The 15,845-nt window shown below is 42.6% G+C and carries 8 protein-coding genes; 5 read left to right on the top strand and 3 right to left on the bottom strand.

Annotated elements, in window-relative coordinates; genetic code table 11:
- The first annotated feature begins 7 nt into the window (after window positions 1-7).
- Together sov and MuYL_RS19320 are read left to right on the top strand one after the other, a co-directional pair.
- A complete protein-coding gene (sov, locus tag MuYL_RS19325) occupies window positions 8-7,057 on the top strand; it encodes a T9SS outer membrane translocon Sov/SprA (RefSeq protein ID WP_094572119.1) in 7,050 nt (2,349 codons plus the stop codon).
- A gap of 65 nt (window positions 7,058-7,122) precedes the next feature.
- Window positions 7,123-7,527, top strand: coding sequence for a hypothetical protein (locus MuYL_RS19320; RefSeq protein ID WP_094572118.1), 405 nt, complete (start codon window positions 7,123-7,125; stop codon window positions 7,525-7,527).
- A gap of 85 nt (window positions 7,528-7,612) precedes the next feature.
- On the opposite strand, the gene MuYL_RS19315 is transcribed toward MuYL_RS19320, so the two are convergent.
- The 3 genes from MuYL_RS19315 to MuYL_RS19305 all read right to left on the bottom strand — a co-directional run bounded on the left by MuYL_RS19315 (window position 7,613) and on the right by MuYL_RS19305 (window position 12,187).
- Window positions 7,613-8,317 carry a head GIN domain-containing protein gene (locus MuYL_RS19315; RefSeq protein WP_094572117.1) on the bottom strand — a complete coding sequence of 235 codons (705 nt, stop codon included), beginning with the start codon at window positions 8,315-8,317 and terminating at the stop codon, window positions 7,613-7,615.
- 190 nt (window positions 8,318-8,507) lie between these two features.
- Complete coding sequence (locus MuYL_RS19310) at window positions 8,508-10,325, bottom strand: hypothetical protein (RefSeq protein WP_094572116.1); 1,818 nt, start codon at window positions 10,323-10,325, stop codon at window positions 8,508-8,510.
- The gene (locus tag MuYL_RS19305; RefSeq protein WP_094572115.1) at window positions 10,325-12,187 is read right to left on the bottom strand and encodes a hypothetical protein; all 1,863 of its coding nucleotides are present in this window, start codon (window positions 12,185-12,187) and stop codon (window positions 10,325-10,327) included. The genes MuYL_RS19310 and MuYL_RS19305 overlap by 1 nt, the downstream gene beginning before the upstream one ends.
- A 251-nt stretch (window positions 12,188-12,438) precedes the next feature.
- On the opposite strand from MuYL_RS19305, the gene MuYL_RS19300 reads away from it, so the two are divergent.
- From MuYL_RS19300 to MuYL_RS19290, 3 genes are all read left to right on the top strand, one after another.
- Complete coding sequence (locus MuYL_RS19300; RefSeq protein ID WP_094572114.1) at window positions 12,439-13,968, top strand: MiaB/RimO family radical SAM methylthiotransferase; 1,530 nt, start codon at window positions 12,439-12,441, stop codon at window positions 13,966-13,968.
- 94 nt (window positions 13,969-14,062) lie between these two features.
- Window positions 14,063-15,307 carry a sigma-54 interaction domain-containing protein gene (locus MuYL_RS19295; protein WP_094572113.1) on the top strand — a complete coding sequence of 415 codons (1,245 nt, stop codon included), beginning with the start codon at window positions 14,063-14,065 and terminating at the stop codon, window positions 15,305-15,307.
- A gap of 4 nt (window positions 15,308-15,311) precedes the next feature.
- A complete protein-coding gene (locus MuYL_RS19290) occupies window positions 15,312-15,839 on the top strand; it encodes an LptE family protein (protein WP_094572112.1) in 528 nt (175 codons plus the stop codon).
- Window positions 15,840-15,845 lie beyond the last annotated feature (6 nt).

Raw genomic sequence — 15,845 nt, 5'->3', positions numbered from 1 at the left:
TTGAGCCTTGATTAGAACCTTTACTCGCAAAGCTGCTGTATTTATATCATTTATTTCTGCATTTTGCGGGGCTGGAAATGCGTTTGCCCAGACATCTCCCGGCACAAAAAAGGATTCTGTAAAGGTTCAGATCCCCGGTAAGATCACCGAGTCGAAAAATTACCGCTTGCGTGAGGGTGCGCTCATCAACGACCCCATAAATCTTGTACGTACTTTTGAGTATGACGCCGTAACCAACAGGTACATAATGTATGAGCGCGTAGGCAACTTATTATACCGTCCGCCGCAGTACCTTACTTTTAATGAGTATTTACGGTATAAGGAAAAGGAGAACAGGCGTGATTATTTTAAAAAGCTTTCAGATAATTACGCTTATGAATCGCAGCAGCCCGGTTTTATCCCTCCGATAAAACTCAGGAGCCAGACGTTTAACCAGATCTTCGGCGGATCGACCATTGATATAAGGCCGCAGGGATCTGCCGAGGCTATTATGTCAGGCCAGATCAATAAAAACGAAAATCCACTTTATAACACCAAGCAGCGCACCCAATTTAATTTTAATTTCGACCAAAAGATCCAGCTAAACGTAACCGGGAGCATTGGCGATAAATTAAAAATCACTACCAATTACAATACCGATGCACAGTTTCAGTTTGAGAACCAGATAAAGCTTGATTATACAGGCAAGCCTGACGAGATCATTCAAAAAATTGAAGCAGGTACCGTAAGCATGCCATTAAATACTACGCTTATTACCGGGAGCCAGGCACTTTTTGGGGTGAAAACAAAGCTGAAATTCGGCAGGCTCGATATAACGACCATCTTGTCGCAGCAGCGGTCGCAGTCAAAAACAATCACCATCACCAATGGTGCACAGCAAGGACAGTTTAAATTTACCCCTGCTGACTACGAAGCAAACAGGCACTTCTTTTTATCGCAGTTCTTTAGAAATAACTACAATAAGGCGCTTTCAAATATTCCAATCATCTCATCAAATGTAAATATTACCAAAATTGAGGTTTGGACCACCAATCGTACCAACAATACCACCGACTCACGCGACGTACTGGCCCTGATGGACCTCGGCGAAAACAAGCCATATAACACAACATTGATACATGGAGGTCCTGCGTATTCGGGCTTACCGGCGGGTTTCAAAGGCCCCGGCTTTCCGCAGCAGTCAAATAACCTTTTGGCTAATTTACCGGCGTCGACACGATTAACAAATGATCCGCAGAATACCATAGGCAGCTATTTCAAAACAACAGGAGGATCAGACAACTACACCAAACTTACCTATGCCCGTAAATTAACAGCTAAGGAATTTACGCTTCATCCGCAGCTGGGTTACATTTCGCTGAATTATCCTTTAAATAATGATGAGGTGCTGGCGGTTGCTTATCAATATACTTATAACGGGGTACAATACCAGGTAGGGGAGTTTTCGAGCGATGTGCCTGTCGATCCGAATAATCCCAAGGTGTTATATGTAAAACTGCTGAAAAATCAGCTGTTGAAAACCAGTTTGCCTACGTGGAAGCTGATGATGAAAAATATTTATTCATTAAACTCTTTCCAGGTTAGCCCTAAGGATTTTAAGCTTACGGTAACGCGGCTGGATGATAAGTCAGGTATCGAAAAAACCATTATGGAAGAGGGGCAGAATACCAAAAGTAAACTTTGGCTGCAGCTTACGGATCTTGATAACCTCGATCAGCAACAAAATAAACAGCCCGACGGCTACTTTGACTTTTTAGAGGGTATAACGATTGATTCGCAAAACGGAAAGATCATTTTCCCGGAACTGGAACCGTTTGGGTCAGATCTGGCTAAACAGTTCACTGCGTCAGAATCGGACCTGGCCAAGCGCTATGTTTACCAACAATTATATGACTCAACAAAAACCATAGCGCAGCAGTTTTTTCCGCAGCTTAACCGCTATTTGATAAAGGGTACCTATACGGCAACCGGTGGATCAGAATACCAGTTAAACGCCGTAAATATTCCCCAGGGATCAGTAGTAGTTAATGCAGGCACGTTAAAACTTGCCGAAGGAACGGATTATACCATTGACTATGGTGCAGGAAGGATCCGCATTCTGAACACCGCACTACTTTCATCCGGGCAGCCAATTACGGTTAAGGTTGAAAATAATGAGTTGTTTGGCGTGCAACAGAAATCGCTGTTTGGATCCCGGTTTGATTACAAGGTAAATGATAACCTGGCAATAGGGGCAACCATAATGCACCTTACCGAACAACCAATCACTCAAAACGAGATTATTGGTGAGGAGTCTATATCAAATACCATTTACGGGTTTGACGTAAATTATAATGCCAATTCAAGGTTGTTGACCAGGCTGGTTGATAAAATTCCTTTTATACATACTAAAGCCCCATCGTCCATAAGTTTCAACGGTGAGTTTGCGCAATTGTTACCAGGCAGTCCTTCTGTACTGAACTTTGCCGGATCAAAGAACGGGACATCATACCTGGATGATTTTGAAAATAGTCAATCGGTAATTGACGTAAAAAGTGCAAATAGCTGGCAGATTTCGGGCACGCCGCAGTTGTTCCCCGAGTCGCAGTCATTTAACGACCTTAGATATGGTTATAACCGGGCAAGGCTGGCGTTTTATAATATTGACCCCATTTTTTATACTGGCAGCAACATCCCGGTTAGCCGCAATGAACTGTCAAACCATTATGTAAGGCAGGTGCTTCAAAACGAAGTGTATCCATTTAAGCAAACGCCAAGCGGGCAGCCATTAAATATAGCCACTCTTGATTTAGCTTTCTATCCAACGGTAAGGGGGCCGTACAATTTTACAACAACCGGTCTTAATGCTGATGGTACGCTGCTTAATCCAAAATCGCGCTGGGGTGGTATTGTCCGCGGGATAAACGCAAATGATTTTGAGTCATTAAACGTGCAGTATATTGAGTTTTGGGTGATGGACCCTTATATTTATAAACCAAACTCAGCGGGTGGAGATCTTTATTTTAACCTTGGTAATATCTCCGAAGATATATTAAAAGACGGCCGTAAAGGGCTTGAAAATAGTTTACCTGTTGACGGTAACTACAGCAATACTGATGAAACCACCTGGGGCCGGGTATCAAAGTTGCAGCCGGTTGTAAATGCGTTCGACAATGATCCAGCCTCCCGTAAATCGCAGGATGTGGGTTTGGATGGATTAAATGACGCTGACGAGCAGAAAAAATTCTCATCGGTAGTCCAGCAGGTTAAAGGCGCGCTGAATGCGCAGGCCGCCAATACATTTGCGGCGGATCCATCATCTGACGATTATCAATATTACCAGGGCCCCGACCTTGATAAAACGGGCGCAGGCATCCTGAAACGTTACAGCAGGTATAACGGTACAGACGGCAACTCGCCAACGGCAGAGCAATCACAGGCCCTACTTGGTCTGCAAACATCGGCTTCAACATCATTGCCCGACGGTGAGGACATCAACCATGATAATAACATGGACCAGGATGATGAATACTTTCAGTACAAGGTATCCTTGCGCCCTGCAGATTTGGTGGTAGGCAAAAACTTTGTCAGCGATAAGGTTACTTCTGCAGTTAAGCTGGCAAACGGCACGACGCAGGATGTTACCTGGTACCAGTTTAGAGTGCCTATTACCGCTTACCAGCAGGCTATTGGCGGCATCCAGGATTTTAAATCTATTCGCTACATGCGCATGTTCATGACCAACTTTGCAGACACCGCTGTGCTTCGTTTTGCATCAATGCAACTGGTGCGCGGCGAGTGGCGCGCTTTTAATACCGAGAATAACCCTAATAATGTAATTGCAGACCCATCGTTGATTAACCCGCCGCTTGATAATTCAGTACTTGATGTTGAAACTGTAAATATTGAAGCAAACGGTAACCGCCAGCCAATCCCATATGTTGTTCCTCCGGGTATTACCCGCCAGCTTGATTATAATAACATCCAGGCAAATACCAGGCTTAATGAGCAGTCGCTTTCATTAAAGGTTACAGACCTGCGCGATGGTTACTCGCGTGCTGCTTTTCGTTTGTTTAATAACGACCTCAGAAAATACAAGAACTTACAAATGTTTATCCATGCGGAAGGCACCCAGTTAAGGGACGATGATCTTAGCGCATTTGTACGCCTTGGGGTTGATTATGTTGATAACTACTACGAGTATGAGATCCCTTTAAAAATAACCCAGCCCGGTACCTCCGCGCCAACTTCTATTTGGCCAGATGTAAACGAGCTTAATCTGCAGCTTTCATTATTAACCACGGCAAAACTTGCCCGTAACAACGCACGGTACCAGGGCAAACCATGGCCGCTTACTATGCCTTTCACGGTAACTGACGGGCGGAATAAAATTACCATTGTAGGGCAGCCCGACTTGAGCCGGCTAACTGCGGTGATGCTGGGCGTGCGGAACCCGTTAAAACCGGCATCGAACTCCAGTAATGACGATGGCCTTAATAAGGATGGCACGGTTTGGTTTGATGAATTGCGATTGACTAATTTTGATCAGAAAGGTGGGTGGGCCGCCACTGCCAGGGTGAATGCCAAGCTTGCCGATTTTGCCGATGTAACGGTTTCGGGCAGTAAAACTACCGTTGGCTTCGGCTCGCTTGATTCGCGGTTGGCCGACCGCAGCCTGTATGATAACCAGGTTTATGATGTTGCCGCTAATGTTGAGCTCGGTAAATTCTTCCCTGATAAAAGCGGGGTACATATCCCGGCCTATGTTAATGTATCATCACAAGTCAGCACTCCGCAATATGACCCTGCGTCGCCGGACATTACTTTAAAACAAACACTTGCAGCAACGAATGATTCGAAGAAACGCGATTCAATAAAGACCGCCGCCGAAGATTATACACTGCGAAAGAGCATCAGCTTTACCAATGTGCATATCGCTAAAACAGATCCGAAGGCAAAAAATCATGTTTGGGATGTTTCTAACCTCAACGCAACCTATTCCTATTCTGAATACCAGCATCATGATTTTACAACACAGAACGACCTGGAGAAAACCTACAAGGCTGAACTGGACTATAACTATACCAACCAGCCTAAGTTTTACAGCCCTTTTAGTAAGGTAATTAAGAACAACCTGCTTGCGCTGCTGCGCGATTTTAACTATAGTCTGTTGCCGTCGCGTTTAAACTTTAGCATCAGTTTTGACCGTTTTTATTCAGAGAATACTTTAAGGAACAACAACCCAAACAACTTTATTCCTATCCCAACCACATTTAATAAAACCTTTAACATTACCAGGGTATATGGCATCGGCTGGAATTTATCAAAGTCGCTTACCATGGATATTGATGCCACCAACCTCTCGGTGGTGGACGAGCCTGCCAGCCGCGGAACGGATGGCTTAAAAGTGGATACGCTTTGGGAAAACTTAAAACGGCTTGGGCGTACCACAAACTACAACCATACCATCAACTTTAATTATACGGTGCCGTTAGCTAAAATCCCGGGGCTTGATTGGACCAGCATGGTTGCCCGTTACAGCACGCACTTTAACTGGCAGTCGCAGCCGCTGTTTGCTATTAACGACCCTCAATACAGCATAGGCAACAGTATCAATAACTCACGTACCATTCAGCTGAACCCATCACTGAATTTTGACCAGTTTTATAAAAAATTAAAGTTTATAAAACGTGCAACGGGACCGGATAATGCAAGCGGCATCAATAAACTGTTGGTAGGCCTGTTAACAAGCATAAAGAACATAAGTGGAACTTATACCCGTACAGAAGGTACGTTTATCCCTGGTTACCTGCCCGAGTCTAACTTTTTTGGACAGGACTTTAACTATGGTGCACCGGGTTTGGGATTCCTGCTGGGCAGTCAGGCCGATTTGCGCCAAAAAGCCATCGCCAATGGCTGGATCAGTACAGATACGCTTCAAAATCAACTGTACGTAAAAACACTTAACGAGGACCTGCATTTAAAAGGAACTTTTGAACCGTTGCCTTACCTGCGGATAGAGCTGCAGGCCTTTAAAACGCAGGATCATACTTATCAAACTACTTTTAAATCAATTGACGGGTCAAATAATATTCAAAACCTTAGCCCCATAACTTCGGGCGATTACAGTGTTTCTTATTTAACTATTGCTACCGCATTTTCAAAATCAAAGGGTGTTGACAATACATCGCCAACATTCCAGAAGTTTCTTGACAACCGGGCGGTTATTTCGCAACGGCTGGGCAGCCAAAACCCTAACTCCACCGGAACACCTGTGGGCGGGTTTAGCGACGGTTACAGCGCCAACTCGCAAAATGTATTAGTGCCGGCATTCCTGGCAGCCTATGCAGGTAAAGATGCCGGTAAATCAGGGTTGGGCCAGTTCCCCAATATTCCAATCCCCAACTGGCAGATCACCTATAACGGGCTAAGTCACGTTCCGATGTTTATGGAGTGGTTCGATTCTTTTGACGTAACGCACGGTTATCGCTCAACATACAGCGTTTCGGGCTTTACCACCCTTTTACAGTACCAGGCAGCCAACGGCGCGGTAAGCTCGCGCGATGCCAATAACGACTTTTTGCCTTTTTACCAGTTCTCGCAGGTTACTATTTTTGAACAGTTTGTACCCCTGATAGGTATGGCAGCACGCTTTAAAAACAACATGACCGCCAATTTTGAGTACCGAAAAAGTCGTTCCTTGAGCCTTAGTTTATTAAACAGTCAGTTAGCGCAACAAAATCAAAGTGCGCTGGTTTTCGGCTGGGGTTATCATGCAAAAAACTTCAGGTTCCCTTTTGGGCTGATGGGCGGCAAACAGGATAATGACGTAAACTTTAAGATTGATTTCTCTTTACAGGATAATAAAACACTCATCTACCGGGCCGACGTGCAGGCAGCCGAAATTTCGTCCGGTGCGCAAAATATCACGGTCCGCCCGTCAATCGACTATGTAATAAACCAGCGTTTTAACTTAAATGTATTTTACGATTCGAACATTACAAGGCCATATACCTCACAAACTTTCAACACCGCATTTACCAATTTTGGCATCAATTTAAAGTTACTGCTGCAATAGTTGGATAAAACAGTAGGTGTGGATTACACGATCAATATTTATATTTAGCTTAAAAATAAAAAGGCATGTCAATAAGCGACTATTTCCTGAAGCAGGATGAGCAGCGCAGATCTTTGATGCACGCTATGCATGAGCTCATTATAAAGAATGATCCAACTGTAACAGCTGCCATTGGCAGTATGATGGGGAAGGAAATGATAATTTATAACGATAGGGGCGCTTTTAAATATGCGCTTGCAGCGGTAAAAGATTATATGTCTTTACATCTGATGCCCATTTATGTTGATAGTAAGCTTCGCATAAGGTACATGGAACTATTGCCCGGTGCCCGTTTTCAAAAAGGGTGTATAAACTTTAAAGATGAAACGGCTATGCCGCTCCAAATTGTAGCAAACTTAATCAGCGATTGTTCAAAAATTGACATGGTAGCCATTAGAGAGGATTATCTGAAAAATAAAAAAAAGAAATAATAGGGTAATACAAAAACCGCCATTACAGCGGTTTTTGTAAGAAATATATAGAAGTTAATTAAGTGTAATTTTGCGAAGAGGATACTTAATTCTGCCTGCTTAACCTGCCTGAACCAACAGTGCGGGTATCACTGATGGTCGCATTGCCATTGTAAACCACATTGCCCGAACCTACAATGCTAGCCGAAATGCTTTTGTCAGCACCCAGGTGCGCATTGCCCGATCCGGCAATTGCGACACTTGCGGTATTGGTTTTAAATTCTTTACCGTTCACATCGCCCGATCCGCTGATGGAGATCTTTGTTTCGTCAGCGCTTCCGGTAAGGTTAATTGAACCTGAACCACTAAGCACAACGTGGAAATCGCCAGCTTTTACGGCCGATGAAATACTTCCGGAGCCGCTTAATACGACATTGACCTTGTCCCCGCTAACGGTGCCTTCAACCTTAATTGAGCCGGAACCCGCATTTGCCAGGCCTGACAATGATTTTGCAGTAATATAAATATGAATCGGCCCATAGTTTTCATGGTTCCAATTATCATGGTGCCTGAATTTTACCTGCAGGTGGCCGTCCTCAACTTTCGTTTCAATTTCTTTAACCGCATCCGCATCTCCCTGGATCTTTAGACTTTCGGTTCCGTTGATTTTCACATGAACATCGAATGCGCCGCCGGATGCAATTGAATTAAATCCCGAAACCTGTCGCGACTCTTCGGATTGTGCTGACGCTTTGAGTGTAGCTGAACTAAGCAATACAGCCGCAAATAAGGTATATGCTATTCTTTTCATAATGTTTATTGGTTACTTTAATCATAAGATGCAATTGGATTAGGAAATGTTGCACGGAGAGGAGATAAAACTCAGGAATTTAAATAAGATTTTGGAATAGGCTGATATTCAATTAAACAACAACAGGTATTCGGCTAATGTGGTTAATGAACTTCGGTGTAACTTGAAATTAAATTTATCAGCTTAATCATTACAACTCCGCTTTTGCATTCTTTCTTATTTCCTTTTGCAGCTCACGCTCCGCCCGTCGTTGTTTCCGCAATTCTTTCCTCAGTTTCCGGTCTTTTTTATTTTGCTTTTGTTGGTCCTGCATGGTGGTAACTGCTTGCTGGGTTTTTTTATCCAGACCTATCGAGGGCTTTATCCCGCTTAATAATGTTTGCCATAACGTTTTAAAAAAAGCTGTTTCCGGGGTGCGTGAATAGTTTACCCATGCAATTCGCGGCTGGGCACCTTCGTTATCAGGATTGTTATGTTTTAGGATAAAGATGTTAGCGAACAAAGAAGCGAACATTTTCTTTTTCAGCTTATCATTACTGGTATCGGCTTTTAATAATGATACTTTGACATCGTTGTACAACATCACAACCTTTCCCCTTGATGCCTTTTTATCTGCCTGGATATCAAAGCTGAACTCTTTAAGCTTACCCGAGTTAACCTTAACCATTGCAAGGGGCATAACTGCCGGATTTAACGCCTGAAGATTCATGGGGCCCAGGTGCCCCTTATAATTGAATGAATGGTTTTTATCAGTTAAATTGAAATTAAAGGTGGTGTTAAGTTCTCCCCGGTTCATGAAATACGTAGTAAGCCGGACGGTGCTGATGTTGTTTTTTTTAAGGGCAGCCTTATTATTAGTAATATTAAAAGCATGCCCGCTTGTTTTGTTAAATTCAAGCGATCCGGTTTGTTTTGATTTGGCGTTATACTCGTTATAAATAACATTCATCCTGCGGATCAAAACAGTATCAATCCTGATATCGGCACTGATGCTATCAATGGCTGCGTTAGGGAAGCTTTTGATCTTGTCTTTTATAGTTTTTGATTGATTAGGATTGGCGAATATCTGGAAAGTACCGTTACTTATCGTAAGGCCAGCGGCGGATAAGATCCTGTATTTATGATAACTCAAAAAATCGAAATGGTTTAACTGCGCCGAATCAAGATTAAGTGTGAAACGATCTTTGTGGCTTTTTGAAAAAAACACGCTGGTATCTGCCGGTTTTATAATCAATCCATTAATATTCAGCTGTGACCTGGAGGTAGATAGCTTAACAGATTTTATGCTGTAGGAATACAGCCCGCTTGCCGTTTTGCCCTTGTAGTTATTCAACTCGGCGGTTATATCCTTGCAATAAAGCAGGCGTGACCGGTCGGTTTGTGTGGCGGAGTCAATCAGGAGGTCGTGTGCGCTGAAGTTCATTTCCTTAAGCTGCGATATAGCCAGCTTATGACCTGAGTAATCTTTATAAGTGAATTTTACATCGCCCATTAATATATCACGGATATGAATATAATGCAGGCTTTTTGATATTTTTTGCCATGCCGTCCGGTTATCTTTTACAACGGTATCGCGGGTATGATTAAGCTGGTAACTAACATTAAGCTCGGGGTTGTATAACATTACCTGCCCTATATTAAGCCTGTGCCTGAAATAAAGTCCGATAGGGTGAATGTGTGAAAGGACCAGTTTTTTTATGTGTAGCTCAACAAGGTTATTGGGGGCCAGCCCGGCTTTCTTTTTTATGTTATAAACGGCTGTGTCAGGTTTTAGGGTGATATTGAAAATTACGATGGTGCCCCGGAGTACATGCAAATCGGCCGATGAAAAATCAATTTTATAAAGACCGTCGGAACTGGTTGCAACAATGTCTTTGACCTTTGCCTCCAGTATTGGCGACCAATAGCTATTGATAACTAAAGCAAGAACCAGGACAAGCGCGGTAACACCCAGTAATATGGCAATGCTTATTTTTTGCCACCTATGCTTTAAATATTCTAATACCATTAATTACCATTGTTTTGCTTAGCTTTTTCAAGGGAATCTTTCTTTACCTGTTTGGCTTGCTTTCTTGCTTCCCGCTTTGCTTTGCGATCAGCCTTAAACTTATTAAATTTATCCAGTAAATTACTAACTTTTGTAACAGCAGTATTAACTTTATTCTCTGTTTTTTTATCAAAGCCAACACTTGGTTTTAACCCATCAAGCAAACCCTTATACAAAAAGCTAAAAAAAGAGACGGTAGGCTCTCTTTTTAAATCAATCGGGCCCGGCCTGAAAACGCCTTTTTTATCGGGGTTATTGCTTTCAAGCACAAGGTTATTAGCAAGCATGGATATTAGGCCTTGTTTTTGAAGTCCGGCCTTTCCGTCCACTTTCTTCAACAATTGAATATTGAGGTTTTTATAGTAAAACTCAAGGTTTCCCTTGCCGCTGTAATTACTGGCATCCACGTTGAATTTCAATTTCTCTATATCGGCCGACTCAACATGTACCAGTGCCAGCGGCTTTACCAGTTTATCCAGTTTCCTGCCGTCGAAGCTTCCTAGCTCGCCGGAGTAATTAAATGCACCATCTTTAGCAAGCAGGTTAAATTTAAAGTTTACTTGTAAAGGCGCCGCATCCATAAAACGGGTACTAATGTAGGCCCGCATGTATGGGTTTACTTTTTTCTGGTCGTCGTCATTGGTTACATTTAAAATATAGCCATTGGTGTTTTTAAAAATTATCTGTCCGGTGTAGCCGGATGTTGCATCTGTTTCAGAATAGTTGATGTTACCGTTGCTGATATTTATCCTTTTTAGCTTCATGTCCAGCGAAACGTCTTGCAGTGCCTGGTGCGGGTCCTTACCAATTTTACTTGTCTTTTTGCCTTTATAAGCATTATTGGTATAGATCAGCACATCCGGGGTATTGATATTCATTACCCCCGCCCACAATACCTGGTCGCGTAAAAAGGTCTGAAGATCGATATCGTCAATAGTTATCTGCTTAAATTTTAAAGTATAAATATCGCCCGGCTGGCCACTCACTTTGTAAAAATCAGATCTGTTGTACCTGGGCTTAAATGAAATGTTATCCATCACTATTTTTCGCTGTGCGGTAGAAAAATAGATTTTTTTAAGACTGGCCGAATACATACTGTCCGGAGTTAAAATATCGTAGTCGTGTATGGTAACTTCCACTCCTTTGGTGTAGTAAAAACGGTCTGGTGCCTTATCAGATAATGAATCAATGGCAATATCAGAAATATGGATGTCCAGGTGCTTTAACGCTGTGTGTTTGGTTACCGGGTGGCTTTTATTAATGTAATTAAGGCTGATATTATTCAACGAAATAGAGTCAATATGTAATTGCTTAAACGTTGTTTTAAGAATTTGGTAGGGGGTTTTAGGTTTGCCCACTTTTACTGTATCGTTAAATTTATAGCGCTTATTGATGATGGTAAGCTCGGGCTTATCAATTGAAATATTATCAATGTTCAGGATCTTTTCCTGGTAAGCCCTACGTGCGCCAACGTTTTTGATCGATAGTTTTTTAACACTTAATATAAACAGGTTATCGGGTGCTTTTTGCAGGGCCACCAGCTTATTATACACATTGGTATCAGGCACCAGCTTAAAATTATAAACCGATGCATCTCCCGATGTAAGATTAAGGTCAAAATCCGAGTATTCAATATGGTATAAGCTGTCTGTTGATTTTAATACCAGTTCTTTAAGCTGTGCCTGCAACAATGGTTTCCAGCGGTTTGATGCGATGTATTTATTATAAAAGTAATAACCTGTTCCGGCAAGCAATACTACTATCGCCAATAGATAAAAAGGCCATTTTTTGATTTTTTTAGGTTCTATATACTGTTGTTCCACTGGTGTTTATGCTGTTTTTTTTATGAACAACAGAAATTTAATTTTGTTAGATGGTAACCTGATGGTTACAAAGAGTATGCAAGATTATTAGCGGCGCGGGCCGATCTCAAATCCTTTATAAAGCCTGGTAAAGGAACGCGTTCACAACGTTTTTTAATAATTCAAATAAATATTCCGGCTAACTAAATATCTGCCAATCTGTCACACTGTAATTAATTTTTATGTATTTTTGCAGACTAATTTTTACAATGATGATGGATTTGCTTGTTCCGGATAAAGCGCACGATGAAAGCAGACAAGGTGAGGCTTTGTTGTTGGAACCTATTAACGCCAATAATAACGGTCGTAAATTATACATTGAAAGCTATGGCTGTGCCATGAATTTCTCTGATAGTGAGATAGTAGCCTCAATTTTATCTGAAAAAGGGTTTGAAACCACATCAGACTATAAGGTAGCTGATGTTATATTTATAAATACCTGCTCCATCCGTGAGAACGCCGAACAGCGCGTGCGTGCCCGCCTGAGGGATTTTGCGATTGCCAAGGTGAAAAATCCCGGGCTGGTAGTAGGAGTACTTGGCTGTATGGCCGAACGGCTAAAATCAAAATTTTTGGAAGAAGAGAAGCTGGTTGATGTGGTTGTTGGACCTGATGCCTACCGTGACCTCCCTAACCTGATTGAGCAGGTGGACGGCGGCCAGAAAGCGGTGAATGTGCTTTTATCGCGCGAGGAGACTTATGCCGACATCAGTCCCGTGCGTTTAAACAGCAACGGGATTAATGCTTTTGTATCGATAATGCGGGGCTGTGACAATATGTGTTCGTTCTGTGTGGTGCCGTTTACGCGCGGCCGAGAGCGTAGTCGCGATCCGCAATCAATTGTTGCCGAATGCCATGATCTGTTTAACCGGGGTTACCGCGAGGTTACCCTGCTTGGGCAAAACGTTGATTCCTATAAATGGAAGGCCGAAGGCCAGCAAACAGGGGCAGAAAGCGAAAAACCGGTTTTAGGAATGGATCTGCTGGACAGGGTGCTTGCTTCGGGCGAGGATTTTATAGAATTACAAAACCAGGTATCGCATTCAGGCGAAGGTGTAACATTTGCTAACCTGTTAGAGAGGGTTGCATTAATAAGCCCTGAATTGCGCGTTCGCTTCTCGACTTCCCACCCTAAGGATATAACTGATGATGTGTTACATACCATTGCTAAGTATGATAACATTTGCAATTACATCCATCTGCCTATTCAATCAGGTAATAGCCGGGTGTTAAAATTAATGAATCGTACCTACAACCGCGAGTGGTATATGGAAAGGGTAGCGGCAATAAACCGTATTATTCCTGAGTGCGCCATATCAACTGATATCATTACCGGTTTCTGTACCGAAACAGAGGAGGAGCACCAGGAAACCCTGAGTATAATGGATCATGTGCAGTTTTATTTTGCCTACATGTTTATGTATTCGGAAAGGCCGGGAACCTTAGCCGCCAAGCGTTATGCCGATGATATTCCTGAAGCAGTGAAAAAGCGCCGCCTGCAGGAAGTAGTGGCCAAGCAGCAGCAGCACTCACATGAAAGGCTCAAAAAGTTGGTTGGCACAACCCAAAAAGTATTGATTGAGGGATTTTCAAGAAAATCAGAAAAAGATTATTCAGGCAGAAGCGATCAGAATACGGTAGTTGTTTTCCCGGTAGCGGAAGGTTATAAACCTGGAGAATATGTTAACGTATTGGTTGAAAAATGCACAACAGCAACGCTAATAGGTAGCGTAGTTGAATAAGTTGGATTGCGTTGAAGAAGCCGACAAGTACAATTAGTTTACAAATGGTAAGCCAAGCGAACTGACCGTCCGATTCAACTACTCACTAACCATTATGGAAGTACAAGAAATTAAACAACGTTTCGGAATCATCGGCAGTTCGCCTTTGCTTAACCGGGCTATAAATATAGCTAACCAGGTAGCACCCACTGATATATCCGTTTTAATAACCGGGGAAAGTGGCAGTGGTAAGGAAGTGTTTTCGCATATTATCCACCAAATGAGCCCGCGTAAGCACGGGCCTTTTATTGCGGTAAACTGCGGAGCCATACCCGAGGGGACTATTGATTCGGAATTATTTGGGCACGAAAAAGGTGCCTATACCGGTGCAGTTGGCGAACGTAAGGGTTATTTTGAAACCGTAAACGGCGGTACCATTTTTTTAGATGAAATTGCTGAAATGCCGCTGGGCACACAGGCCCGACTGCTAAGGGTGCTTGAGTCGGGACAATATATAAAGGTAGGCTCATCAAAGGTTGAGAAAACCAATGTACGCGTAATAGCGGCTACCAACGTTGATGTTTACGATGCCGTAAAAAATGGCAAATTCAGGGAAGATCTTTACTATCGCTTAAACACGGTGCCGCTTCGTATTCCGCCGCTGCGGGACAGAAAGGAAGATATTTATTTGCTGTTCAGGAAATTTACTTCTGACTTTACCGATAAATACCGCACACCGCCTATTCAGCTGGATGAGGAGGCACAACAGGTACTCATTAATTACTCGTGGCCGGGCAACGTAAGGCAGCTTAAAAATATGGCTGAGCAATTGGCTGTGCTGGAGCGCGACAGGATTATCACCGCGCAAACACTGCTCACTTATATTCCGCTTGAAATGGGTGGTCGTAATTTGCCCATGCGTGTTGAGAACCAGCCCAAAGAGGATTTCTCTGAACGCGATATATTATACAAAGTGCTGTTTGATATGAAGCGCGATATGGTTGAACTGAAAAAACTGGTGGCCGATATTATCGAACACGGAGGTATTTCTATTAATCACGCCAACCACTCGCAGGCCATAAATCAGCTTTACCGGGATATTGAATTACCTAACGCGCCTGAAGCGCAATTTACTTTGCAGCAGCCCGTTATTAGCAATAATAACAGTAATAACGCCAATCCCTATAATATAACGCACGATGCCGAGGAGGTGGAAGAATCACTTTCACTGATAGATAAGGAATCAGACCTGATAAGGAAAGCATTAAAAAAACATAAGGGAAAGCGTAAGCTGGCGGCTAATGAGCTGGGTATTTCAGAAAGAACTTTGTACAGAAAAATAAAAGAATTAAATTTATAATTAAATGAGGAGAGTAAAGGGGTTAGCAATTACGCTTATCGGTTTTATTTGGGTTTTACAGGCATGTACATATAAGCTAAGTTTAAACGGAGCTTCAATTCCGCCAAATATGAAAACCATAAGGGTTGACTTTTTTGAAAATACTGCTCCATTGGTTGTAAATAATTTAAGTCAGCTGTTTACTGAGGCGCTAAAAAGCCGGATAAGGAATACTACCCGCTTAAGTATTGTAACCGGCGAAGGGGCTGATGCAGTATTATCCGGCACAATTAGTGATTATAATATAGCGCCGGTATCGGTACAGGCCACAAATAATAACACAGCGCCCACTGCCGATCAAACCCGTTTAACTATAACTGTAAACGTAAAATATGTATATGATGCCGATAAAAAGCTTAGTTTTGAACAACAGTTTTCAAAATATAAAGATTTTAAGGGCGCTATTGCCCCGGTTGAGCAAGCGTTGATAGCAGATATTAACAAGCAGCTAACCGAGGATATATTTAACAGGGCTTTTGCAAATTGGGATTAATTCGTA

Source organism: Mucilaginibacter xinganensis (assembly GCF_002257585.1).
GTDB lineage: Bacteria > Bacteroidota > Bacteroidia > Sphingobacteriales > Sphingobacteriaceae > Mucilaginibacter > Mucilaginibacter xinganensis.
The sequence above is the reverse complement of the archived record's forward strand: the minus strand, read 5'-3'. Positions and strand labels throughout refer to the sequence as shown.